Source organism: Gordonia sp. i37, from assembly GCF_002043085.1.
Taxonomy (GTDB): Bacteria; Actinomycetota; Actinomycetes; order Mycobacteriales; family Mycobacteriaceae; genus Gordonia; species Gordonia polyisoprenivorans.
The window spans coordinates 1-25,112 of record NZ_MVPX01000259.1; the positions used below are offsets into that span (position 1 = coordinate 1).

A 25,112-nucleotide genomic window follows, 5' to 3' on the forward strand; every position below is an offset into this window, starting at 1 on the left:
GCCGCTGCCAGTTGTTGTGTCACAAGTGTTTTCGCGTCGATGCTCATGCTGTCGTTGCTCCCTCCAGGTGGGCTGCCACGATGGGCGGCAGTTGTCGATGAAAGTCGGTGCGCTGCTGGTAGGCATAGCCCGCGGCCAGGACCTCGGCCTCACCGAACGGCGGACCGACGATCTGCATCGACATCGGCAAGCCCTCGGCGTTGAAGCCGGCGGGCACTGCCAACGCGGGATTGCCCACGGCGTTCCAGTACGGCGTGTGCAGTGTCGGCATGATCGGCCCGAGGTCGGTCTGTTCTACCCGCGGCGCAGGCCGACTCGTCGTCGGCGTCAGCAACAGGTCGACATCGGTGAACAGTTCGGCTACCAGACGCTGTCCTGCGCGTCGCACCCGTTGCATCTGGACGTAGTCCCCCGCCGGGATCAGTGCTCCGGCGGCTACGGCCATCCGCGCTCCCGCGCTGAAGTCGTCCCATCGTGACTGAAGGTCGGGACGATGGTAAGCGTATGCCTCACAGGAGAATCCCTGGAAGGTCGCTGACGTGAGTTCCCGGTAGTAGGGCAACTCGACCGGAACCACCACCGCACCCGCGGCCTCGAGTGTCGCGACGAAGTCCGCGATGAGGGCCGTCAACGACGGGTCCCACGACTCGTCGTCACAGAACCGTTCCAGCGTGTCCAACCCGATCCGCACACCGTCGAGTGAGCCGGTCAAACCCGACAGGTAGTCGGCGACCGGTTCCGTCGAGGAGCACGGATCGGACGCGTCATGGCCGGCCAGGACGCCCAGCATCAACGCACAGTCCTCAACCGTGCGGGCCATGGGGCCGATGTTGTCGTAGCTGTATCCCAGTGGTACGCAACCGGATTTGGGTACCCGACCGAAGGTGGCCTTGATACCGGAGATGCCGCACACCGCCGATGGCCACCGAATGCTCCCGCCGGTGTCGGTGCCGAGTCCGCCCAGCACCATCCCCGATGCCACGCCGGAGCCCGTGCCGGAACTCGATCCGCCGGCGTAATGATCGAGGCTCCAAGGGTTGTGGGGGTAGGGGAACGGCTTGGTCTCATCCGGCATGCCGATCGCGTACTCCATGGTCGTCAGCTTGCCCATGATCACACCGCCCGCGGCGCGCAATCGGGCAACGACCGGTGCGTCACCCTGCCCCCAGCTGCGGTCGAGCACCAAACTCTGGGCAGTCGTCTCACCTTCTGCAGTGGTGATGATGTCCTTGATCCCCAGAGGGATACCTTGCAGTGGCCCCTCGTCGATACCCTTCGCGAACTTCTCGTCGGCGTGCGCAGCAGCTTCTTTCGCGGACTCGGTATACCGCGTGAGGAAGACCCCGACGTCGCCGTCGTAGCGGTCGGCGAGATCAATACAGCCGTCCACCAACGCCGACGCAGTGGTCTCCCCTGCTCGCAGCGCTGCCGCCGCCTCGGTAATGCTGAGATACATGGTCATTCATCTCTTCTCTGTGGGATTCGGATCCTCAGTGGTGTGCACCGTCAGGCAGCAGCGACCGACGGACTGATCAGGTGGTGATCGGTGACAGCTTGAAATGCTTGTCCGACTGCAAGAATGGTTGCTTCGTCTCGGTGCCGACCCACCAGTTGAACACTCATCGGCATTCCGTCGACGGTGCCCGAGGGTACGACGAGCGCGGGGTTGCCCGTGTAGTTGAACGGCACCATCGACTGGCATGCGATGTCGAGCCAGGCGGCGGTCTCTCCCTCACCGAGATCACAGGTCATCTGGTCGGCGATTACCGGCGGCAGGGTCGACATCGAGGGTGTGACGATCGCGTCGAGACCCTGCATGGCGTCTGCCAGTTGGTGTTGGAAACGAGTGCGCAGTCGCAGCGACCGAAGGTAGTCGGTCGCGGTGACAAATGGTGTCGCGGCCAGCATGGCCGCGCCCTGCTCATCGCGCGCGTCCATGTCGTTGACGCGTTCCTCGTGCAGCGACAGCATTTCGGCAAAGATGATGGACCAGGCGGCTTGTTGGGTGAGTTCGAAGTCGGCGAGATCGATGTCGACGATCGTGACACCGACGCTCGCGAGTTCGACCAACGCCTGCTCGTAGGCAGCGGCGACGTCGGGGTGCATCCGGCTCTCCAGGAACCGACGATCACGGCCGATCCGCATGCCGTCGACCGGTTGCTGCATCGCGGTGGCGAAGGGCGTCGGCGCCGCCGCCAACGCCGTCGGGTCCGAGGGGTGCGGGCCGGCAATGGCATCGAGCATGATCGCGCAGTCCTGCACCGACCGGGTCATCGGCCCCGCGTGGTCCAGCGTCCACGACAAACCCATGATCCCCGCGCGTGGTACCCGACCGTACGTCGGCTTGAGCCCCGACAACCCGCAATAGGCGGCCGGGATGCGGATCGAACCGCCCGTATCGGTTCCGATGGCCAACGGCATCTGACGTGCCGCCACCGCTGCTCCCGACCCGCTCGACGATCCACCGGTCGTCCGCGTCACATCGTACGGATTGCGGGGCGGCCCGAACGTCTTGTTGACCGCACCGCCACAGGCGAACTCGAAGGTCGCGAGCTTCGCGAGGAGCACGGCACCGCTGTCGGACAGGCGTTTGGCGACAACAGCATCCGCGTCCGGGACGTAATCCTTGTAGATCACCGAACCGCCGGTGGTGGGGATTCCGGCGGTGGCCACGATGTCTTTCAAGCCGTAGGGAACACCTTCGAGCGGACGCTGCGTTCCCGCCGCCCATCGCGCATCCGAGTGCGCTGCATGTTCTCTGGCCTGGTCGAAGACCTCGGTGATGATCGTGTTCAGCACCGGATCGGTATCGCCGATGCGTGCGATGCATGCCTCGACGGCGTCACTGCACGTGAATTCGCGTGACGCGTAACCCGTGATCAGTTCCGACGCCGTCAATTCCGTCAAGTCCGTGGATCTCACTATTCCTCCGTTGCTCCGGTGATGAACGCCAGTCCGTGGCAGGGTTCGCTGACGTCGCCGACGTAGGCGAGTGGAAGCGCCCGCAATCGCGTGAGGTCGGGGAGTTCTCGTCTGCTCGATTCATATGCCTGCTCGAGACGTTCCGGCGGGTGCTCGATGTCGAGGGTGGTGGCGAACACCGCGAACTGGTCAATCGATGGGAAGGGCATGAACGTGTCCTCTCTTGTGGCTTGACGGATCGCCGATGACGAACCTTTGGGTGCGCATGCGCCGGCCGAGCTGCGCAGCGAGTGCCGCGAGGAGCACCATGGCGATCCCTGCGGCGAGCAGAGTTGGGCGGAGCCCGACGGTCGCCAGGGCCAACGCGGTCAGAGCGCCGCCGACGAGCAGACCGATGTCGCTCGCGATCCGGTACAGGCTGAGTGCGTCGGCGGTCGGGCGGATGACCTCGACCGCGATCAGAGCTGGCATGATCCACGACACCCCCACCGCGAAGCCCATCGCCAAAGCCAGTGCCACCACCTGCACCGGTCCGGTTGACCAAAAAGCAAGGGCGGTACACACTCCGGCACCCCACACCAGCGCCGACGCCAGCACGAACGGGTGCCATGAGTCGCCGATGATCTTGGGAGCGAGATACATCGATGCCGTGTCGGTGACCGCAAGCGCGAACAGCGTGACGGCGATCGACACCGAATTCATCTGCTGTGCACCGCAGATGAGCGGAATGAGAGTCATGGCGATCGCGGCACGCACGATCTGACCGGCCGCGGCCAGCACCAACACCGAGCAACCCGGAATTCGTCTGCCGTACAACGCCTGTGGCGGCCCGAAGACTCTCGACGGGGTGGGATCGACTCGCGGCACGAGAAACCCCCCGGCCATTCCCGCCGCCGTGCACGCCACCACCGAGATCACGAAGAGCAACCGAAGCCCCGGCAGTCCGGGATCGGCGGCGATGACACCACCGCCGATCAGCGGCCCGAGCGCGATGCCGGCGAACCACACCGCGTTGAACACCCGGATCATGCTGCGCCCGTCGCCGGAATCCGACCGCACCAGGCGCATCGCCAAACTGGCACCACCGCTCATGAACATCGCCGCCCCCACACCCTGAACGACCCGGCCCACTGCGACGAGTTCCCACGTCGATGCAAATGCCGAGAGCAGCGAGCCCGAAGCGAACGTGAGGGTCGAGGCGGTCAAGATCACCCGGGTGCCACCACCGACCAGCCACTGGGCGGCAAACAGGTCGACGATCAGCAGCGAAATCCCCATCGACGCGACGGTCACGGCCGCCGCCGTCGCGCTGCCGCCCACCTCGGTGACGGTCAACGCGACGTAGGGGGCAACGATCCCGAAACCGATTCCCGCGGTGAGGATCGTCGCGTAGAACATTCGCCGATCTCGCGGCTCGGAGCCCCCTATAGCAGCGTTCTCGCGATGTCCGCATCGGACCGCATTCACATCGACACCACCGGTGAATCCTGGGTGAATCCACTGCCGGGCATCGGTCCCACACTGTCCTGGATGACCTGGCCGGCCCGGAACGTCAGTTCGTCCGCCCAGTGCGCCCCGACGATCTGCAGTGAGGTGGGCATACCGTTGAGCTGATCCACTCCGTTCGGAACGGCCAACGCGGGATGTCCACTGAGGTTCAGGACGCAGGTGTTGGCGACCATCGTCGTTCCGCGAGAGAGCAATTCATCGTCATCGGCCGGACGATCCAGCAGCACCGGGGCAATGTGCGGGGTTGTCGGACAGACGAGCAGATCGACGTCGTGCAGTGCCGCACTGATCTGCGCGGTGAGTGCGCGCCTCAGGTTCGCCGCTTTGGCGAAGTAGGTCGAGAAGTAGCGTTCGTTGAGGTAACGCCCACCGAGAAGCCAGGTCTTGAGGAACGGCGGGAACGAGTCCGACTCCATCCGGCGGACGAGACCGAAGGCGTGGACGCGTTCGACGTCGACCTCACCCAGATGGGAGTACCCGATTCCGTCGCTCTGGAAGGTCAGCCAGGCGAGGTGCAGCAGCAGTGCGGTTTCGATGGCCCAGGCCTCCTTCCACAGCGGAATCGAGATCTGGCTCATCTCGGCACCGCCACCGGACAACACCTGGCAGGAGTCCTCGAGCGCATCGAGCACGGTCTGGTCGCAGAGCGACTCGTCACACGCCTCGGTCACCACTCCGACCCGGAGCCCGCCGACACCGTCATGCACCGTCGACTCGGCGGTCGTCGGCTCGGGGGATCGGCGTACCCACTGCGGGTCCCGGTCATCGTGACCGGAGATCACATCGAGTACCCGGGCGGTGGCGGCGACCGTCGACGCCATCGGGCAGACCGCGTCGATCGTGTGGTCCATGTAGGTCAGACCATGCGACGGAACCAACCCGTGTGTCGCCTTGATACTAACAATCCCGTTGAACGAGGCGGGAATTCGCGCCGAACCGCCTTCGTCCACACCGATGGCGATGTCCACCGCACCGGATCTGACCGCCGAGCCGGAGCCCCCCGACGATCCTCCGGCGGAGCGAGAGGGGTCCACCGCGTTACGCGCAGGTCCGAACCAGCTCGATTCTCCGGTGCCCGAGGTCGAGAAGTCATCGAGGTTGGTCTTCGCCACCACTGTCGCGCCCGCGTCCAACATCCGCTCGACGACGACGGCGTCGACGGTGGGAGTGGCGGACAAGGTCCGCGAGGAGTTCGTGATCGGGATACCGGCCACCGAGAGGTTGTCTTTCACACCGACCTGCATCCCTCGCAGCGGCCCGGTGTCTGAGCCCTTCACCTCGCAGATCCGGGTGAATGCGTGGAAGGGATCCTCGACGTCGGTGGGAACACGTCCGGGGTCTCGGGTGGTGTGCCGTAATGCCGGACCGGGCGCCCCCAGCTCATCGAGCCGGTCGACGGCTGCGAAGGTGTCGTCGAGCACTCGCGCATAGATCTCGGCCTCGGCCGGCGTCAACGAGAGGTGCTCTCGCTCGGCGAGTTGCGCCACCTCCTGCGGGGTGGGCCGACGGATGAAACCACGGATACGGCCGCGGGGTACAGACATGATGTGCCTTTCTTGAACGAGCTCCGCGTGTGCCGGCGAGATTCATCTCGCCGGCACACGAGATGTCAACTGACCGAGACCTGTGTCAGGTCGACGAACCACGACTGCGGCTGCACGAACCCGTGCACGTTCGCGGTGATCACACGCGGGTTCTTGTCGTTGACGACGACCAGCCACGGGGCGTCACGCCCGAGGATTCCGGCGACCTGCGCGTAGATGTCGGCGCGGGCCTGGTCGCTGGCGACCGTCTTCGCCTGGGCCAGAAGGGCATCGACTTGTGGATTCGAGTACTTGCCCACGTTGGGCAGGGACTGGCTGCCGAACCACATCGACCAGAAGCCTTCTTGCTGGAACGACAGCGAGATGTTGACCGCATTCGCGTTGTCGGGGATCTTCCCGGCGAAGAAGTCGGTCAGCATCGCCGACCATTCGATCGGCTTGAGCTCGACCTTCACGCCGACCTTGGCCAGATCGGATTGCAGCGCGGTGTTCATCGGCGTCGGCACCATGTTGCCCGAACCGCTGGTGGGGTACGACAAGGTCATGGTGAAGCCGTTGGGATAGCCGGCCTGCGCGAGCATCTGCTTGGCCTTGGCCGGGTCATACCCGTAGACCTCGTTCGACTTTCGGTACGCAGTATTCGCCTTGGGGGCGATGCCCAGTGCCGGTTCGGCTGTCCCCTTGAGGATTCCGCTGACCAATGAATCGCGATCGATGGCCCAGTTGAGCGCTTGCCGGACCTGGACGTTGTTGAAGGGTGCGCGCGTCGTGTCGAACACCCACGGCCAGATGTGGTCATAGGAGTTGGTCAGGACGTCGTATCCCTCCTGCTTCAACGCGGGCACGTCGTCGGGCGGCGGGACCTCGATCCAGTTGACCTCGCCGGAGCGGATTGCCGCGGTGCGGGCAGTCGGGTCCGGAATCGGCCGTAGGATCAGCTGCTTGAGTTTCGGGGCACCGGCCCAGTAGTCGGGGTTGGCGTCCAGGGTGAGTTGTTTGGCACGTTCGAGTGAGTTGAACTTGAAGGGCCCGGTGCCGACCGGATGTTGACCGAAACCTTGATTGCCCTCCTTCTTGATGGCCGTCGGACTGCCGAAGTAGACCGTGGCGAGGTCGTTGGGCAGATACGCCCACGGGCCCTTGGTGGAGATCGTGATCGTGGTGTCGTCGACCTTCGCGAACGACTTGACACCCGAAATCGACAATCCGCCCTGGGCGGCGAGTTCCGGATAGTAGTGATCGGTGCCGGTGTCGACGTAACGCTCAAGATTGAAGATCGCGGCGTCGGCATTCCACGGGGTTCCGTCCTGGAACTTCACCCCCGGTCGGAGTTTGAACGTCCACTCCGTGAGGTCGGGGTTGGCCGTCCACGATTCGGCGAGATCGGGTTTGATCGTGGGGATCTTGTCCGAGGAGGTGAGATCGAACTTCGTCAAACCGTCGTAGAGCTGGTTGGCGACGAACCGTAGCCCTTCGTATCCCTGGCCCTGTGCGAGACCGGTGTCCAACAACGGAATATCGGACGCGGTCATGCCGATGATCAGCGTGTCGTCGCCCCCACCCTGTACGGCTTTGCCGCCTCCGCAGGCGCTGAGTGCGATCGCGGCAACCGCCACAACCGACACGAAACTCAGGGGCACGACGCGCTTTCGCACTCGAGCCCGAAAGCGGGAGGTGAGATTCTTGTGCACGGTACTCCTTCATTGTGGTGCCCGACCATGTGTGGGCAGGCGTCATCGATCCGGCCACTGGTCGGACTGGTGGGTAGAGATGTCGATCGTGTGATGCGCCGCGCTGCGCGCCGGCCGATCAGGCGGTCAGGACGCCATCAGCGACTTCCCCGGGATCGCACTGAGCAGGCGAGCGGTGTACTCATCCTGCGGATTCGACCAGACCTGTTCGGCCGAACCATATTCCACGACCTTGCCGTGGTTCATGACGACGACGTTGTCGGAGATGTGCTCGACGACCGCCAGGTCGTGCGAGATGAACACGAATGCGACGTTCATGTCGCGCTGGAGGTCGGCGATCAGGTTGAGCACCTGCGCCTGAACGCTCTTGTCGAGGGCCGAGACTGCTTCGTCGCAGACCACGAGTTGGGGTTCGGTTGCGAGCGCGCGGGCTATCGCCACACGTTGTAGCTGTCCACCCGACATCTGGTGCGGATAGCGGCGTGCGTACGTGGGCGCCATCCCCACTCGGCCGAGCAGGTCCGAGACACGCTGCTGCCGTTCTGCTCTCGCAATCCCGTGAACGCGCATGTTGAACTCCATCGAGGCGCCGATGGTCAGTCGTGGGTTCAACGAGGTCTGGGGATTCTGCGGTACCACCTGCATCCGGGCGCGGAGCTCATGCAGCCGGGCACGCGACATCGAATGGATGTCGGCCCCATCGAAGCGCACCGAGCCCGAGTCGGGCTTCAGCAGTCCCAGGATCATTCGGCCCGTGGTCGACTTGCCCGACCCCGATTCGCCGACGACTCCGACGATCTCGCCGGCCGAGACCTCGAGCGAGACACCGTCGACTGCTTTGTGCCCGTTGCCGTATGTCTTCACCAGGTCGGTTGCCTGCAGCAAGGGTTGTGTCATCACGCCACACTTTCTGTCGGGAATCCGTCTGGCCCACAGGTCCATCCGGCCATTGTCGGTAGTTCACCCCGACGGATTCCCGGACGTGGTTGCGCCGCGAGCAGACCGGCCGTGTACTTCTCGGTGGGGTGGGTGAGGACCTCATGAGCTATTCCGGATTCGACGATCCGGCCGGCGTACATCACGGCGACCTGGTCGCCGTAGTCGGCAGCGACGCCGACATCGTGAGTCACCATCAGCACGGCCATCCCGGTGTCACGCCGCAGGTCCGCGATGAGGTCGAGAATCTGCGCCTGAACCGTCACGTCGAGGGCGGTCGTGGGTTCGTCGGCGATCAAGACCTGCGGACGGCAGGAGATCGCGATCGCGATGACGGCCCGTTGTCGCATACCGCCGGACAGCTCGTGCGGAAAGCTGTGAAAGACCCGCTGTGGGTCGGAGATCCCCACCTGATCCAGGAGTTCGAGCGCCAGGCGATCGGCAGCGCGTTTGGTACCCTCCTGCCGATGGATCAGGATAACCTCGCGTAGTTGCGCGCCGATCCTGCGCAGCGGATCCAGTGCGCCCGTGGGGTCCTGAGGCACAAGCGCGAGCTCGCTCCCACGGTATCCGCGCATCGTTTCCTCGGTGGTGTCGAGGAGTTCGACGCCGTTGAAGCGAACAGAACCCGTGATCTGCGCCGACTTGTCGTAAAGCCGCAGAATCGAACGGGCCGTCACCGATTTTCCCGACCCGCTTTCTCCCAGCAGCATCAGTGTCTGGCCGCGGCCAACGGTGAAGGAGACACCGCGCACGATCTCGGTGGCCGCCCCGTCGCGTCCGACGAAGCTCGTCGACAGCGAATCGATCGCCAGCGGCGGTTGTTCGCCGGTTGCGCTCTCCGGTGTCGAGGTGCTGGTCATCGGTCGCCGCCCTTCACGTCGAGGATGTCGCGGAGCCCGTCGCCGAGAACGTTGAACGCCACGGAGACAACGAGAATGGCGACCGCGGGGATGGCCGCGAGGATCGGCTGGCTGTAGATGTACTGGGTGTGATCGCTGACCATCAGCCCCCACTCAGCGGTCGGCGGTGCAACGCCGAGGCCGAGGAAGCTCAATCCCGCTGCGTAGACGATCGACAGGCCGATGAGCGCGGTGCAGTAGACGACCACCGGTGGTGCCACATTGGGCAGCACCTGCCGGGAGGCGATGGCCAGTGGTCCCGCACCCGACGCCCGAGCGGCCTCCATGTAATCGAGATCCACGATCCGCCGTGTTTCGGTCTCGGCAACACGCGCGATGGGCGGGATCAGGATCACCGCGAGGGCAATGATCGAGTTGGATACGCCGGAACCGAGTGCGGCGGCGATGGCGATCGCCAGCAGGACTGCGGGGAAGGCGTAGAACACATCAAGGGTCCGCATGATCAGGCGGTGGATCCACGGGCGTCCCAATCCGGCGGAAACGCCCAGCATCGATCCGATCGTGCCCGCCACGAATACCGGGACCAAACCGGCAAGGAGTGACAGCCGTGACCCCACCACGATGCGGGCCAGGATGTCGCGGCCTTGCCCGTCGGTGCCGAGGAGATGTCCGGGGGTACCGACGGGTTGGAGCCGGTTCGCGATGTCGCCGGCGTTCGGGTCGGCGACGAGCAGTGGGCCGAATGTGGCCATGAGAACGACAAACACCACGACGAGTGTGGCGATCGTCATCGAGGGGCGCAGGCGTGGGATACGAATACGATTGCTTGCCAGCCTGAATCGGATTCCGGACGCCGCAACGGTAGAGTTCATGATTCGCGCTTCCTGATTCGTTGGTGGTCGGTTGGTGTGATCACGCGACGCGCACGCGCGGATCGATGAGTCCCTGCACAACGTCGACGATGAGGTTGAGGAGCACGAAGGCGAACGCGGACACCAGCACCGCGGCCTGGATCACCGGTAGATCTCGTTGCGTGATCGATTGGTAGACAAGTAATCCAATGCCGGGCCAGGAGAAGACGGCTTCCACGAAGATCACGCCACCCAACAGGTATCCGATCTGCAGACCGGCGACGGTGAGTAATGACGGGACCGTGTTGTGCATGACGTGCCGCATCACCGTGCGCTGCGGCAAGCCACGGGCGGTGAGCGATTCGACGAAGTCCATACTCATGACATCGCGGACTGAGCTGCGGAACATGCGCGCGATGATGCCGGCCGGTACCAGCGCCGCAGTGAACGCGGGCAACGCCGCGTGCTTGAGCAGATCACCGAGTCCGCCACCACCCACCGGGCTGTACATGCCGCTGGACGGAAAGAGCCCGACATTCACCGACAGCCAGATGATCAACAGGATCCCCACCGAATATTGCGGCACGGAAATGGCCACCAGAGAAAAGCTGTTCGCGATCTTGGCAGCAATCCCGTGCGGTCGCAACGCCACGAACGCTCCGATGCCGACACCCAACAGCAGCGCGAGCACGGCGGCAATCGCACTGAGTATCAACGTGTTGTACAAGGCGTCGGTGACGATTGGGCCGACGTCCGAATGCCTCGAAAGACTGGTGCCGAAGTCACCGGTGACCGCGTGAAGAAGCCATGTGACGTACTGGACCGGCAGCGGCCTGTCCAATCCCAGCCGCGCCGACAGTTCGGCGTGGGCCTCCGGTGTACCGGTGGGACCCAGCATGGTCGCGACCGGATCACCAGGAATGATCTTGATGGTGATGAAGACGACCAACGACACTCCCAGGAGTGTGGGGATCGCCAGTAGAGCGCGTCGACCAACATATGTGAGCATGAGAATCTCCCCCGGATCAGTGAACCGAACGGCGGTTGCCCCGCCGCGGTAGTTGGGTTTGGATCGCAATCCGGTCTCCCCGAACGCGAGCGAAGCCGTACTCGAGGACCAGTCCGCTGGTGTCGCGTATGCGGCGCTCGAACAGCATCACCGGGGATCCGACGGGTACCGCGAGTTGTTGTGCCACATGGTCGTCGACCACGATCGTGGACTCCACGCTGAAGTCGGTGATCCCGATCTCGATTCCCGCGTCCTCGTACAAGCCGTACCAATCCGGGACACCGCCACGTGCTCGCTCGACGACCGGCCCCAGTGACGCAGGGAGGTAGAGAGTCGCCACATAGTAGGGCGAACCGTGGATCGTCGTCACGTAATCGACCACCGCGCAACTGTCTCCGGGCCGCATGTTGAGCTTGGCCGCCACCCGCGGAACCGACGGTTCGTAAGACATGTCGAGCAACGTGTTGACGGTGGGAGCCGAGTCCACCCCGTGCAGGTGAGTGAACGCGTGCCGGATCTTCGACGCCACGACAAACGTTCCCGCACCCTGATATCGAGCAATCAGACCTTCGTCGCGCAACATCGCGAGGGCATCGCGAATGGTTTGCCGGCTCGTCGAAAACGACATCATCAGCTCGGATTCGCTGGGCAAGACTCCGTCCGTGATCTCACCGCTGACTATGGCGGAGCGTAAGAGATCACGAACTTGTCGTGTAGCAGCCAACCTGCGCAGCGTTCGCGGGTTCCGGCCTGGGTAGCTCATGCGGAGAATGGTTAGGTAGGGGTGTATCGCCGCAACAACATTTCAGTAACGCGATAGTTACGCGGCCTACTGAACACAGAAACTGTTGTTCACCAACATCTTTCGAGAATATTCCGAGGATTTCGCGGCCAAGTACCACTCCCCGCGCGGCCAACCGCGCACCATGGTGTGACAGACGGATCAGTTTCGGAGTGCTGTTCGGGCTTGCGAGACAAAGCGGACACTGCTACCAGCAGTGGGGGTTCTGTGTTACCGCCATCGTCATGCGCTCGTTGATCGATGGCTGTATCCGGATTTCGTTGACAGGTAACAACCTCGGCCGGTGATCCCCACCTGCTCAACGGTGCGCCGAAGTGATCGCCGGCGTCAGATGCGGAGCCAGCGACCCGATGGCCGTGGCCGCAGTATCGACGGCGTCGCGCATCTGCACGGGAAGCGTCGCGGGCAACGACGAGAGCTCGCGCTCGACGTTGGCCGGGCTCACCGGACTCGACGGCGTGGGCGAGGTCGGTGCGACTGACGGGGATCGCGTCGATGACGTTGAGGCACCGGCGGCTGCCGCATCCAGCGCGGCGTCGACCTCCTGCGCGTCGGCGTGTGCGTCGTCGCCCCACGCGAGCCAGTTGTGACCGCCGCTCGAATAGCGGTAGCGCACCGGAAGCCCGACAGCGGTGGTCGCTGCCTGCAGCAGCAGGGTGGCGCCGAACGCCGCCGATTCGAGCGCCCCGCCGACGAGCACGCCGTCGGCCGACGAAAGCAGGAAGGCCGGGAGTTGTTCGGGATGCTCACGCCAGATGGTGGCCGCGGCGGCGTTCTGCGCGTCGATCTCGGCCGGCGAGAGAGTGCCGTTACCGGTCGACACGATGATCGTCTGGGGTGGGGCGGGCTCGGTGAGGAGCCGACGCGCCACGCTGTTGTGCGCCCAGTTGTTGCCGGGGCTCAATGGGTTACCCCACATTCCCCACAGTCCGTTGGTGATGCCCGATCGGCTGATCTGGATGAGGGGGATCGCGAGCCATCCCAGCGGGTTGTCGGTCTCGTAGTAACCGGAGTATGCGCGCATCACCGAGAACGTCTCGGGGTGGTCGAGTCCGGTGATGATCGCCGGTGCCGCCGACATCGACACCCCGACGATCGCGTTGTTGTGCTGTCCGACATCGAAATTCGAGTACAGGTACGCGGGGAGTTCCGAGCTGAGGAAGGTCTCCCATTGCGGTGCGGACGCGGCGCCGGTCGGCGCGGTACGCCAGTTGGTCATCCACTCCCCCGATCCGCCCGTCGGCATCACCAGATTGTCTGCGGGACTGTAATTCTCGACCGCACCGGCGATCGGCAACGACCACGAGCTGTAGGCCGGGGTGGAGCCGAGCCCGTCGAGGAAGTACACGCCTCGTTCGGTCTGGCCGGGTTGCTGATCGGACGGACGTACCTGCACGGTGACCTCGCGGCCCAGCGACTCCGAGTGCCAACTGCAGGTCTGCACATGATTCGCCTGATCCTCGGCGGTGCGCCACACACATCCTGGCCGCAGCCGATCGGGGTCGACCGCGTGCGCCGCTCCGGCACCGACCACGGCCGCTCCGCTCGACGCGAGACACACGGCAAGCACCGCGGCGGCCACTCGGCGCGACGTGGATCGCTTGGTCGTGTCGTGTCGCCTCATGCGGAGCCCTTCACTTGTCGCATCAACTCCACCGTACGGGCCCCGACGCACCGGGCGGCGACAATGCGACATCGGTCCCTCAAAAGGTGGACAGACGCGCGGGTGATCTCACCCCGCCGACAGCGGCACCGACCGCCCGATCACCTTCCCCGCCGAGTCGAGCGCCTCGATCTGGTAGTAGCCGGAGGCTTTCTGCGGCAGCGTGATCGGCGTCGATGCGCCGTTCCACGCCACGGTCGTCAGCGGTGTCAGGTTGGCGGCGGTACTGCCGTGCAGCACCCGCCATTGGGTAACACGGGTCGCGCCGTTCCAGGCGGCGCGGATCGTCATGCCGTCGTGGCCGATGACGGCCTCGGGCACGCCGGTCGGCTCACCGGTCCACGGTTGGTAGTAGGCGCGGTAGCTGCCCGTCGGGGCCAGGGTGACCTCGTAGACCATCTGCCCGGTAGGGGTGAACTCGGCGATGTGATTACCGGTCCCCCAGCTGCCGAAGACGTCTCCGTTGGGCAGCATCTGCGCGTTGCCCATCGCGGTGGCCCGCACATTGCCCGGATGAGTCTGGTTGCGGATGAGCGTCGTGGTGTGGGTGGCGGTGTCGAGGTGAATCCACTCGATACTCGACGCACCGTTGGTGGTCTGACCGTCGGAGTTGTTGTTGAACAACCGAAGTGTGGTGGCGTCGGGCATCTCGGCGTCGTGCTGGAAGGAGAACTGCACTCCCTTACCGAGGGCGAACGAGGAGTGTTTCCCGCCGATCTGCCAGTCGATGGCGCCGGTGGTGGGGTCGAGGTTGTAGACGGTCGAGGTGTGGCGCATCGAGACGACCACGTGACCATCGGGGGCCAGAGAGATCGCGTTGACGTGGTACGGGTCGTAGATACCGCCCGAGTTGTCGACGGTGTCTTTGGGTGAGATGAAGGAGTCGGTGATCGGAACATGCTGGGAGGCATGCCAATCGAAGAGCACCTTCTTGGTGGCGACGTCGATCTCCTGGACCACCGCGTCGTACATGGTGCCGTCCTTGGCGCCGCCGACCGCGGTCAGGTCGGCGGTGATCGGCTGAAAAATGGTGATCCACGCGTGCTCGCCGTTGTCGGTGAGTCGGAACTCGTGGATGTTGGCGCCGGCCGGTCCGGCCGGGATCGTCGCGATGATCTGGTAGTGCTCGTCGGCGATGTAGTCCACCCCGCTCTGCCCCGACGCCAGGTTGCCCTGCCACCAGGTGAGCACCGGCTTGCCGTGGAACTGTTGCACCTGCAGGTCGGCCATCGACTGACCGGGCGGGGCGGTCCGCGACCACACGACGCGACCCTTCTTGTCGGCGATCACGACCCGGGAACTCGCACGCCGCTCGTCGTGCGAGCGCTGCCCGACCACTGCGCTCGCCGGCGAGGTGCCCTCGTTGAAGAACACGTAGCCGCCGGTGGCGCCCGCGGCGTCGTTGACGTTGACGTTGTAGGTGGGGGCGGCCGCCGACGCTGCCGCCGACGCCGCCGATGACGACGTCGAACCCGATGTTCCCGGCGAGCCGCAGGCGGCGATCACCGACCCCAGCACTGCGACCCCCGCGATGGACAGCAGACCCCGACACCGGTGTGACGCCATGGGGTCAGGGTAGGACGGTCCGCTGTCAGAGAGCTGGGAGTTCGCTGCGGGCTGGGAATGGTGATTCCACACCGGCCTCGACTGGAATCGAAGCTGCTGGGCGCCCGGCAATTGCCGTGAGTCAGTAATGGTACCGAGCCTGCAGAATGATCGCGTCATCGCCATCGACGAGGTAGACGAGCCGGTGTTCGTCGGAGATGCGCCGCGACCAGGCGCCCGGGACTCCGTACTTGAGCGGTTCGGGTTTTCCGATGCCGGTGAATGCATCGCGCAGGCACGCGTCGAGCAGGGTGTTGATCCGCTTCAGTAGTCGCCGGTCAGCGGTTTGCCAGTGCACATAGTCTTCCCATGCCGATTGGTCCCAGACCAGACGCACTCAGCCGTCCTCGTCGGTCCGGTCGAGGTCATGCACCTCGGTCTGCCCCACAGAGACACGTGTGTAGGACTCCAACAGTCTGCGGGCGTTGGCCGGCGACCTGAACAGGTAGGCCGTCTCCTGCCACGCCGCGTACTCGTCAGCCGACATCAGCACCGCATTGCCCTTCCGAGACACGATTTCGATCGCACTCCGATCGTCGTTGACCTGCTCGATCAGCGGAAACAGCAACTTCCGCGCCTCACTCGCACTGATAGACATGACACGCCCCTCCTGATTGGGTGGTACAAGAATACGGTACCAGTATTGCTCCCAGCGTGAGAGGCGCTGAGTCAAGCGGACTGGTCCGACATCCCGAGGATCTCATTCGAGACGCCAGCACCCTTGCGGTCCTATCAGCGCTTGCCGGGTGGTGCACCGAGGGCGTACGTCATTGACGAAACAGGTTGGTGGCCAGAGTTATCCACAGGCTTCGTCGCGACCCGCCGATGGCCGGTGTGCGCGTTATAGGCTCCCGGCACGCATTGCTCGGCAGCGGGGGGACGACATGACTGTGGCAGCAGATCTCGACAGATTGCGGTCGCTCGGAGGTGAATTACACGGTCTGGCGGGTGCGGCGATGATGTTGCCGGCCACGTCCGGGCAGGACGCCGTCAGCGCGGCCCGCCCGGGTCTGGTCAAGGCCGTCGACGAGGCGCTCGACATCGCTCACGCCGTCGTCTCCGGTGTGCTGATTCCGGGAATCCGGGAGCGGCTCAGCGAAACCGGTGACGTGATGATCAACGTGGCGCGACAGTTCGAGGCCTCCGATGAGCAGAACGCGGAACAGATCGCGGCGCTCTACACCGCGGCGACCGGCGAGTGGGATATGACGGACCCGGCATGATCTGCTCGCTGACGAAATCCGAGGTCATCGCCTACGACGCGTCGGCATTGCTCGATCTCGCCGCGGCCTGGACGGCGATGGGCACGGGGATCGAGGACCTGTTCACCCGCTACCGGTCCACGGTCGCGATGAACAACGGCACCCACTGGACCGGAGCTGCTGCCGATGCCGCGGTCGCTCGCGCCGAGTCCGATCTGCGGGCTTCGCGTACCGTCGCGCAGACGTTGACCGATCTGGCCGATCAAGCGACACAGGGGTATTGGAGTATCGACGCCCCGCTCCGGCGTGCGCGCGCCGCGATCGCGACCGCCGAGGCTTCCGGGTTCACGGTCGACGAGTACCTCACGGCGCACCCACGCGCCGCCGGTCCGAGGACAGTGGCGATCCGGGATGCGATCGTTGCCCACACCCAGGCGATCACCAGCGCCGTCGCCGATGTGATCACCGCCGATACCGACGTCCGAAACAGACTCGCGGGCATGCGATCCGGTCTGATCGCCGGATTCACCAGTGCCGACTCGATCGGCAGCCCCGAGGGCGGCGTCGACGGCCGAGCGCTCGCGACCGATCCGTCGACGCTGTCGCCGGAGGCGTTGCGCCGACTGGTCGAGGCCGGAAGGCTCCATCCGCAACAAGTCGCCGCACTCGAAGCCGGAGCGCCGGTGACCATTTCGGCGTCACACATGGAATACATGAACACCCTGCTGCGGGGACTCGACGGGAAGTCGCCACAAGAGATCGAAGCCATCCTGGGTGCCCTTCCCCCGGAGGCCCAGAGCGGGTTGGTCAACATCATGCAGATCTCGTCGAATCACGATGTGACGGCAAGTGTCACCGGCGATCCGGAGGTTCCGACGACCGGCGGCCTGGCCGTCCTCCCCGCGCGGATGCGTGCCTCGCTCACGCGCAAGGATCTTCTCGTCGTCGGGACGAAGAGCACTCCCGGAGCCCCGGGTTCCAGTGTGGGCGGCAACTCCTACAGCCTGAACGGGGTCGCCGACAATCAGGCGATCAGCCGCATCGTCGGCATGGGCGAGCGGCAGTACGCGATGGGCACCGACCTCGACCACGCGCTGATGCACGTCACGAAGACCTATCTGCACGGACAGGTTCTCGCCGAACAGGATCCGAACAATCCGTCCTACACCGTCGACGGCCATGGCCGCATGCGCGATGATTCACTCACCACGGGAATGATCGGGGCGCTGTCGTCGGACACGATCGTCATCAACGCCGCTGTCGCCGACCCGCAGACGGGCATGCAGTTCGTCACCGACGTCCTGACCCACCAGTGGGATGACGACGGCCGTAATGCCGCGTTGATGTTCACCTTCGCCGACACCGAGATGCGCGTCGAGAACGCCGGCGATCCGCTTGACGTGATCCGCGCGACCCGGGCCGGCGACATCATGGAGTCGGTGGCCCGCGCCACCGCCAGTGATGCTGCATGGAAACTGATGTCGGCGATCCCGAGCACCGACGGGCAATCCGTCGGCGAGGTGAACCCGAAACTGGTGCACGGCCTCGCGCTCAGCATGGGTGAATACCTGCCCGATCTTGTTGGCACAGATGAGCATCCGGGGTTCGATGTCAAGAGCCTCGATCGAGCGACGCTGCGTGGCGCATCGAACATCATCGCCACCCTGAACACCGATCCGCAGGCCGGCGAGGCCATCAACAGCCGCGTCATGCTGACGCAGCTCGAGCTCGAGCGCGACTTCGGACAGAACCCTGACGCCAACGAAAAGCTCATCACCGCAGGGCGTCTGGAAGGAATCCTCGATGCGGGGACCACACTGGCCACGCTCGACGAGTACGGTCACGAGGCCGCAGCCGATGCCTATCAACGTAAGTACGAGTCCGTCGACCAGATGCTCTCGCTGCTGTCCACCGCGGGTGGGTATGCACCGTTCGGCGAGGACACCACCGGTCTGGCCGACGCGACCGGGGCGACCGATGCGCTCAAGAAGCTGTTGATCGGTCCACCACCCGATACGTCAGTCCCGCCCGATAACCACGGCAACCAACCTCATCCCGACGGCGACAACAGCAACACAGCCATCTACAACGTTCTCAGTGGGATCGGTCCGCTGCCTCCACACGTGGCAGCCGCGGGCGGCGATTTCGTCAATCCCGAGACCGGTCGGATCAAGCCGTACACGGTGATCGACAACGGCGAGAACGATGCTACCGTCCTCTGTCGACTGGAGGACATGCTGAAAGCGCTCGCCGGTGGGGACGCGATCGGCTACTACCGGACCGGGTATCAAAAGGTGAATCCCTAGTAGCCCCGTGGCGCATCATGAGTGTCAGCAGGTACGGGCGATCCAACTGACGCTCACGCACGGCGCACCCAGGAGAGACATCATGACGGGGCGGCTGCACAGATCAACAGGCTGTGAATCCGCCTGTCCACCCGGTGCGAACTCTGCCCCAAAGGGGTTTGGATCAAGCACCTTTCATTGTTGACCGCAATCCGACAATTGCCCCGAGCCGCGTCTGCTCACACCACCCGGCAACACGGTGAGTCGCATGTGCAGACCACAGCAGTGGGTCATTGCGGCGACGGCCTCGGCGCAGGCGAGCAGAACGTGATACACCACACATTCACCTCACGGCCTGCGCCGCCGCCCGCCGCTGATCGATGACCGCTCCGAGTCGACGCGCGAGCTCGGGATGCTCACGCACGGCAGTCTCCATCACTGCACGCGGGACAGCAATCACCAAGGCCTGTGTGACGGCCAACGCCCGGGTGAGCACAGGCTGACGCGTCAAGGTGGTGACGCCGAGGAACTCGCCCTCCGACAACTGCGCAACGGGCAGCGTCTCTCCGTGCGCATCGACGACGAGGTCGACGGTGCCGTCGATGATCACCAGCAGCGCGTCCGGAATGTGTCCGACCGATTGGACGGTCTCGCCGGCGGCATAGCGGAGGACCTGGGACTCGGCCGCCAGCGGCTCGGCAGACTGGACCGCGATTCCCAGGCTCACCGCGATCCGACGCACACCGGTGACGGTGGGCCGTTCCGGATGGTCGTACTCGGCCTCGTCAAGATGCAGTCCGTGACGCCTGGCCGCATACCAGACACGTTGACACAGTTCTGCTTTGACACGGCCTGCATCGGCGGGACCGCTGATGGGCAGTGTCACGCGATACTCGCCGGCGGTGTCGGCGCGGACCGTCGGCGCGACGTCGGCGGTCGCCACGTCGGCGGCCACCGCCATCAGCATGGCACGGACCTCGTCGGGACGGTCGTTGACGGCAAAGGTCAGCGCCTGCGCGGTGGTGTAACGGGCGCCGGTGGTGCGGGAGAGGTTCTTGAACGCCCCGGTCGCCAGTTGTGCATTGGGGATGATCTGCAGCCCGGTGCCGGTATCGATGTGTACCGCACGCCAATTGACCTCCACGACGCGTCCGCTCGCGGCAGCGGTCTCGAGCCAGTCGCCGATCTTGAACGGCTGCTCGAACAGCAGGAACAAGCCGGCGATCACCGGCCCGACAGCACCTTGGAGTGCCAGGCCGATGACGATGGAAGTCACCCCGAGCGCGGCGAACAGACCGCCGATGTTGGTGCCCCACACCGTCGAGAGCAGGATGCCCAGTCCGATGACCACCAGAATCAGTCGGGCGATGTCGATGAAGATGCCGGGCATCCGGTCGCGCCACGTCCCCGGTTCTGGGTTACCGAAGAGCACCGCGTCAATACCGTAGAGCAGCAACATGATCACGGCGAAACCGAACACCGTTGCCACGATCCGGGTGACTGTCAGATCGACGTCGACGCCGTCGACCTCACGAAGCAGAAGCCACAGGGCAAGAACAGGAATGACGAATCCGCGCAGCCACGCGACAGGCCTGGCGAACGCGCTGTGCCGTCGGTACAAGGCGCCGTGGAACTCACCGAGCAGGACCAGACTGATCGGCAATCCGACAACGATGATGACTGCAGGCCAGAACCAGCTCTGCCCGGTCAAACCGCTCATTGTGCAGCCTCGTCCAGAGCCCAGACGGGTTGTCCGTCAGCGACTCCGGCTTCGGTGAACGGGTAGGTCTGAGCGAGGGTGTCGTGCACCCGATCGCTGACGAAGATGCCCGGCGATCCGGTGGCCGCGTGCACTCGGTACGCCAATTCGAGTGCTTCGCCCCACAATTCATAGACCATGGACCTGCTGCCGACGAGTCCGGCGGACACCGCACCGGAATCGATACCTGCGCGTAAGGCGAACTCGGTACCGAACTGGGCGTTGAGGCGACGCACCGTCGCCTGGACGTCGAGGGCGAAGCGGGTGCTGCGGTCGGTGTGGTCGACCCGCGGCACGGTCAACCCGCAGCAGGTGAGGAATCCGCCGCGCAGGGTTTGGACGCGTTCGAGGCCATGCGCACGGGCGGCGACCTCGACGCTGTCGGCGAAGGCCGAACGGATGGCGACGGCGTCATCGGCGGGCAGCGTGTTGGTGTACTCATCGAGGCCGGCGAGCTCGGCGAACACCACCGACACGTCGCGGTGGTCCTCGGTGATCTGGGTTTCGCCCTCGCGGTAGCGTTGCGCGACGGTGTCGGGCATGAGAGTGGCAAGGAGGTCGTCATTCTCCTCCCGTTGCTTGTCGATGAGTGCCTGCTTGGTCTCCAGGCTGCGGCTCATCGCGTTGAACGACGTTGCCAGATCGCCGAGTTCGTCGCGGCTGCGCAAGCTGACCGTGCCACCGTAGTTGCCGGCGCTCACCTCTCGTGCGGCGGCATTGAGGGTGCGCAACGGCCGGGTGAACACGCGCGCCAGCAGCAGCGACAGCAGGCAGACGATGACGACGATGGCCGCGGTGGCCAGCGCGACGTTGCGGGCGAAGTCGTCGACCGGGGCGAGTGCCTCGTCGGTGTTGATGGTCGCCACCAGCGCCCAGTTGAGGCCGGCAATGCTGACCGGACGGTACGCGGCGAGCACCTGGTTGCCGAGATAGTCGGTGGTCTCGGCGAGTCCGGTCCGGTTGGCCAGCGCCGAGGTGGCAGCTCCGGAAACCGGTTGCAGGAGAACCGGATTCCTACTGGCGACGATGCGGTCCGCGACGCTCGCGGGGGTGCCGGCGTCGATGACCTCCGAGCGGTAGCGCTGCGGGTCGGTCTCGAGCATGCGCGAGGTGGAGCGCATCAGGTGATCGGAGCCCACGAGAAAGGTCTCGCCGGTCTCGCCGAGTCCGTCCTGCGACCACTGACCGTCGCCGGTCATCACCGCGTTGATCCCGTCGAGCGGGATCTGCACAGCCATCACACCGTCGACGTCGTCACCCGTGCCGACCGGCGAGAGCACCCACGCCACCGGCTTGCCCAATGCCGGTGGATAGAACGAGAAGTCGGTGACCACGGTGGTGTCGGCGGAGGTGGCATTGAGTGCCTTGGCGAAACCGGTTGCCAGAGTGCTGCTCTGGAAGGGACCCGAACGCAGGTCGGTACCGAGATCGACACCCTTGTAGGCGCTGTAGACCACGCGACCCTGACGGTTGATGAGGAGGGTGTCCTCGTAGGAGAAGCGGGTCGTCAGATCCTGGAAGTAGGGCTGGTTGCGGGCATGCACTTGCGACCACTGGCTCGCATCACCGGCGGACTGCACTGCGATCGCCTTATCCCAGTCAGCGGCAGGCGGCACCGTGTACTTGGACTGCAGGTAGGCCGCGGCTGGATCGGTGGGGAGGAACATCAACGGGTCGACAGTGGTGCCGGTCGCCTTCTGCAGCGTCGGCGCGAACACGGTGCGATAGTAGTCGGCAAGTCCGGTCTGGTCGGCGGTCGAAAGTGTGGGCGGCTCGGATTCGAGCTGATCGAAGGCGGCGCTGAAGTCGCGGGTCGCGCTGATGACGGTCTGCCCGTGGGAGACCGTCGCGACCGTGTCGGTGGTGGTGCGGAAGAAGGTCTCGATCTGCGAGGTCCGCGACTCGCGGAGCTGAGTCAGGTTGTCGTTGACCGACTTCCGCAATGACGAGGTTCCCGACAGATAGCCGATGATGCCGCACGCCACCACCGAGGCGATCGACACCGCCAGCAGCATCACCAGGAGCTTGGACTGGATACTGAGGGATCGTGCGCCCCATCCGCGCATCCGTGCACCGATACCGCTCGACGCAGCCGTCACCAGGCCACCTTTCCCGCTCACACCTGCCACGTTGATAAATGTGTCGAGCATATCGACAGCGAGCCGCATGCGCAGTTCGATTGCCCAGCGGCCGAATAGCAGAATACGGCAGATGTGGCATCACACAGCATTCGGGGATTCTTCACGCGCGCCATGTACGAGCGTGCAAGAATCGCATTCACTCGCCCGAGGAAAGCAGACCAACATGACAAACTCGCTGGTCCCAGCGCCGGGATGGTATTCCTACGGTGTCGCATCGACCATCGCCCGCTGGGACGGAATGGGATGGACCGGCCAATCCGCACCCGATTCGTCGATGGCTCCACTGCCTGCGTGGCATCGCCGGCCCTGGCTTTTCCTCACCCACCAATGGTGCTGGTGGGTTGTCGCCGGAATGGCGGTCACCATTGGTTTAGGAGTAGTCGGCAATTCACGTTCCGGGCGCTGGTGGGTGTGGCCCGCGGCGCTCGGCGTCCTGCTGGTGATGACGGGCGTCGTCACGCTCGTCGCCCCACACCTGCGGTTCACCGAGCTGAATCAGCTCCCTCTGACGATCGTCATCGGCGTGGTCTCGGGGGCGATCGCGATCGGCATCGCAACAGCGATCGAAGGACTCCTCGAGCCACACCTGCACCTGCCCTTCGCCGCCGACCTGTGGCTTGCCGGGCCCATTGAGGAGACCTGCAAGATCGCCGTGCCGCTGTTCTTGTTGATCTGTGCACGTTCGGTGTTCGGCGACCCGCGTCGCGGGGTACTGATGGCACTGATCAGCGGATCGGTGTTCGGGATCGGTGAAGCCATCGAGTACATGGGCGGTGGCTCCGGCACCAACTCGCATCTGCTGCAAGCCCTCACGCGCCCGCTCGCCGAGACCGGACACCCGCTCTGGGCGGGTACCGCCGCTGCAGCGATCTGGCTCGGGGCACACCGATCCGGGCGGGTGGCCACCACGGTCGGCTTCCTCGGCTGGCTCACCGCTGCCGCTGTGCACTCGGTACACGACGGAATCGGATCATTCGGTCAGCACGGATCGACGAACACCGTCACCGATCAGGACTTCACACTCACCGAGGTCGTTCAGGAAGGCGTAATGCTCAACGTCTTCTCGATCCTCGTGGCCGTCGCCTCCTATCTGATCCTGCGCCACGTCCTACGCGAACTCGTCCCGCCGACCGCGATTGCCACCAACGCGCCCCGCTGGCGCCCCCGGCTCGCTCGGTGGGGCGTGCCTCGAGCACAGACACAGACAACCGAGTCAACGCCGCAGAGGTGATCAATCGATGGTCGAGTCGAGTTGCGGGTGGCGGCGTCGGCGCTTCTCGTCGAGCATGTTCCGATCCGATTCGGACAACAACCCGGTCAACGTGATCGTCTCGCCGACTCGCGGCACCGCCCACCCGATCGAAACCGGCTGCGACAGCGAGCCAACCGACTCGACCACCCGGGCCTGCAGATCCCGCAGCCGAGACTCGCTGTCGGCGACGAGCACCACAACGAACTCGTCGCCGCCGATACGCGCGGCGAGCTGATCGGCGTCAAGCAGCCAGCGCAACGCTGCGCCAGTCGCCTCGATCACTTGGTCACCCGCAGCATGTCCGTGCGAATCGTTGACCTGTTTGAGACCGTCCACATCGATGCTGCCCACCACCAGCGGCCGAGATTCGATGAGCGCGTTGTCGAGGGCAACGTGTCCGCGCTCCCCGATGCCCCGGCGATTCAGCAGCCCCGTCAGGTCATCGGTGATCGCCAACTCCGTGATGAGGTCATTCGCGCGGTGCAGCCGACTCTCGGTGCGTCGCCATGTCAACGCGATGATCACGGCCAAGACGTCGGCTTTGACCAACTGCAACACAACCGAGCCGAGTGGAACATCGGTGCCGAACCCCACGGCAAAGCCGGCCGATGCGACATTGACCAACGCGATCAGTATCACCGCGATCCAGCGGTAGGGCACAAGGGCTCCCAGCGCGACGATTACCAGCAGAGTCCCGATCGCCGGGTATGCGATGCCCGTGAACGCGATGTATACGAGCGGGTTGATGCCCACGACGACAGCGGTCATGGTCACCAGCACCGGCGCACGGAAGCGGTCGATCACGGTACGTCGACGCCACAGCATCAGACACTCCGCGGCGAGCACCAGCGCCGTGACGAGAGCGACAGCCGACGGCGCCCACACATCACGCGCTGTGTCGAACAACAGCTGGACGATACCGACGACGACGAACAGCACCGCCCCGAGTCCAACGGTGAGCGCGAGACGGTCGTCGGCCAACGCATGCGCTCGCTCGGCTCTCGGCACCTTGATCACGCTCCCGGCAATTGCTCTCGAATGCGCCCGGCAAAAGGGACAGCTGCTGCCGGGGTGGACC

At 64.8% G+C, this 25,112-nt stretch carries 22 protein-coding genes; 3 read left to right on the forward strand and 19 right to left on the reverse strand.

The annotated features are described in order from the left end of the window. Nucleotides 1-43 precede the first annotated feature (43 nt). The 15 genes from B1964_RS12395 to B1964_RS12465 all read right to left on the reverse strand — a co-directional run bounded on the left by B1964_RS12395 (nt 44) and on the right by B1964_RS12465 (nt 15,993). Nucleotides 44-1,456 carry an amidase gene (locus B1964_RS12395; RefSeq protein ID WP_079929986.1) on the reverse strand — a complete coding sequence of 471 codons (1,413 nt, stop codon included), beginning with the start codon at nt 1,454-1,456 and terminating at the stop codon, nt 44-46. Between the two features lie 50 nt (nt 1,457-1,506). Further along, nucleotides 1,507-2,922 carry an amidase gene (locus tag B1964_RS12400; RefSeq protein WP_216354242.1) on the reverse strand — a complete coding sequence of 472 codons (1,416 nt, stop codon included), beginning with the start codon at nt 2,920-2,922 and terminating at the stop codon, nt 1,507-1,509. Continuing rightward, complete coding sequence (locus B1964_RS12405; protein WP_079929962.1) at nt 2,922-3,131, reverse strand: hypothetical protein; 210 nt, start codon at nt 3,129-3,131, stop codon at nt 2,922-2,924. The genes B1964_RS12400 and B1964_RS12405 overlap by 1 nt, the downstream gene beginning before the upstream one ends. After that, nucleotides 3,112-4,320 carry an MFS transporter gene (locus B1964_RS12410; RefSeq protein WP_079929963.1) on the reverse strand — a complete coding sequence of 403 codons (1,209 nt, stop codon included), beginning with the start codon at nt 4,318-4,320 and terminating at the stop codon, nt 3,112-3,114. Before B1964_RS12410 ends, B1964_RS12405 begins: the two co-directional genes overlap by 20 nt. Before the next feature lie 65 nt (nt 4,321-4,385). Further along, nucleotides 4,386-5,975, reverse strand: coding sequence for an amidase family protein (locus B1964_RS12415; RefSeq protein ID WP_079929964.1), 1,590 nt, complete (start codon nt 5,973-5,975; stop codon nt 4,386-4,388). Nucleotides 5,976-6,040: 65 nt separating this feature from the next. Continuing rightward, nucleotides 6,041-7,600, reverse strand: coding sequence for an ABC transporter substrate-binding protein (locus B1964_RS12420; protein WP_253193976.1), 1,560 nt, complete (start codon nt 7,598-7,600; stop codon nt 6,041-6,043). Between the two features lie 192 nt (nt 7,601-7,792). After that, nucleotides 7,793-8,563 carry an ATP-binding cassette domain-containing protein gene (locus B1964_RS12425; RefSeq protein WP_079929966.1) on the reverse strand — a complete coding sequence of 257 codons (771 nt, stop codon included), beginning with the start codon at nt 8,561-8,563 and terminating at the stop codon, nt 7,793-7,795. Further along, entirely contained in the window at nt 8,563-9,465 is a 903-nt protein-coding gene (locus B1964_RS12430; protein WP_079929967.1) for an ABC transporter ATP-binding protein, read from the reverse strand. Before B1964_RS12430 ends, B1964_RS12425 begins: the two co-directional genes overlap by 1 nt. After that, complete coding sequence (locus tag B1964_RS12435; RefSeq protein ID WP_253193977.1) at nt 9,462-10,232, reverse strand: ABC transporter permease; 771 nt, start codon at nt 10,230-10,232, stop codon at nt 9,462-9,464. Before B1964_RS12435 ends, B1964_RS12430 begins: the two co-directional genes overlap by 4 nt. A gap of 145 nt (nt 10,233-10,377) precedes the next feature. Continuing rightward, nucleotides 10,378-11,325, reverse strand: a complete 948-nt coding sequence (locus B1964_RS12440; RefSeq protein WP_079929969.1) for an ABC transporter permease — start codon at nt 11,323-11,325, stop codon at nt 10,378-10,380. Nucleotides 11,326-11,341: 16 nt separating this feature from the next. Continuing rightward, nucleotides 11,342-12,088, reverse strand: a complete 747-nt coding sequence (locus B1964_RS12445; RefSeq protein WP_079929970.1) for a GntR family transcriptional regulator — start codon at nt 12,086-12,088, stop codon at nt 11,342-11,344. 337 nt (nt 12,089-12,425) lie between these two features. After that, a complete protein-coding gene (locus B1964_RS12450) occupies nt 12,426-13,751 on the reverse strand; it encodes an alpha/beta hydrolase-fold protein (protein ID WP_253193978.1) in 1,326 nt (441 codons plus the stop codon). 108 nt (nt 13,752-13,859) lie between these two features. Next, nucleotides 13,860-15,356 carry an arylsulfotransferase family protein gene (locus B1964_RS12455; protein ID WP_079929971.1) on the reverse strand — a complete coding sequence of 499 codons (1,497 nt, stop codon included), beginning with the start codon at nt 15,354-15,356 and terminating at the stop codon, nt 13,860-13,862. 121 nt (nt 15,357-15,477) lie between these two features. After that, nucleotides 15,478-15,732 carry a Txe/YoeB family addiction module toxin gene (locus B1964_RS12460; RefSeq protein ID WP_079929972.1) on the reverse strand — a complete coding sequence of 85 codons (255 nt, stop codon included), beginning with the start codon at nt 15,730-15,732 and terminating at the stop codon, nt 15,478-15,480. After that, the gene (locus tag B1964_RS12465) at nt 15,733-15,993 is read right to left on the reverse strand and encodes a type II toxin-antitoxin system prevent-host-death family antitoxin (RefSeq protein WP_014359059.1); all 261 of its coding nucleotides are present in this window, start codon (nt 15,991-15,993) and stop codon (nt 15,733-15,735) included. Between the two features lie 286 nt (nt 15,994-16,279). Here B1964_RS12465 and B1964_RS12470 point away from each other — a divergent pair, with 286 nt between their 5' ends. Both B1964_RS12470 and B1964_RS12475 read left to right on the forward strand, forming a co-directional pair. Next, nucleotides 16,280-16,618, forward strand: a complete 339-nt coding sequence (locus B1964_RS12470) for a hypothetical protein (protein ID WP_079929973.1) — start codon at nt 16,280-16,282, stop codon at nt 16,616-16,618. After that, on the forward strand, nt 16,615-18,903 hold the full coding sequence (locus B1964_RS12475) for a hypothetical protein (RefSeq protein ID WP_079929974.1): 2,289 nt from the start codon (nt 16,615-16,617) through the stop codon (nt 18,901-18,903). Before B1964_RS12470 ends, B1964_RS12475 begins: the two co-directional genes overlap by 4 nt. Nucleotides 18,904-19,077: 174 nt before the next feature. Here B1964_RS12475 and B1964_RS30415 read toward each other — a convergent pair whose 3' ends face one another. Genes B1964_RS30415 through B1964_RS12485 form a run of 3 tightly spaced genes read right to left on the reverse strand, consistent with a single transcriptional unit; the run spans nt 19,078 to nt 22,740 of the window. Continuing rightward, nucleotides 19,078-19,221, reverse strand: a complete 144-nt coding sequence (locus B1964_RS30415) for a hypothetical protein (protein WP_172398826.1) — start codon at nt 19,219-19,221, stop codon at nt 19,078-19,080. Between the two features lie 4 nt (nt 19,222-19,225). Further along, nucleotides 19,226-20,602 carry a mechanosensitive ion channel domain-containing protein gene (locus B1964_RS12480; protein WP_079929975.1) on the reverse strand — a complete coding sequence of 459 codons (1,377 nt, stop codon included), beginning with the start codon at nt 20,600-20,602 and terminating at the stop codon, nt 19,226-19,228. Beyond that, nucleotides 20,599-22,740 (reverse strand): adenylate/guanylate cyclase domain-containing protein, encoded by a 2,142-nt coding sequence (locus B1964_RS12485; RefSeq protein ID WP_172398827.1) that lies wholly within the window; start codon nt 22,738-22,740, stop codon nt 20,599-20,601. Before B1964_RS12485 ends, B1964_RS12480 begins: the two co-directional genes overlap by 4 nt. A gap of 205 nt (nt 22,741-22,945) precedes the next feature. On the opposite strand from B1964_RS12485, the gene B1964_RS12490 reads away from it, so the two are divergent. Continuing rightward, entirely contained in the window at nt 22,946-24,013 is a 1,068-nt protein-coding gene (locus tag B1964_RS12490; protein WP_079929977.1) for a PrsW family glutamic-type intramembrane protease, read from the forward strand. On the opposite strand, the gene B1964_RS12495 is transcribed toward B1964_RS12490, so the two are convergent. Next, nucleotides 24,014-25,042, reverse strand: a complete 1,029-nt coding sequence (locus B1964_RS12495) for a GGDEF domain-containing protein (protein WP_253193979.1) — start codon at nt 25,040-25,042, stop codon at nt 24,014-24,016. Between the last annotated feature and the right edge of the window lie 70 nt (nt 25,043-25,112).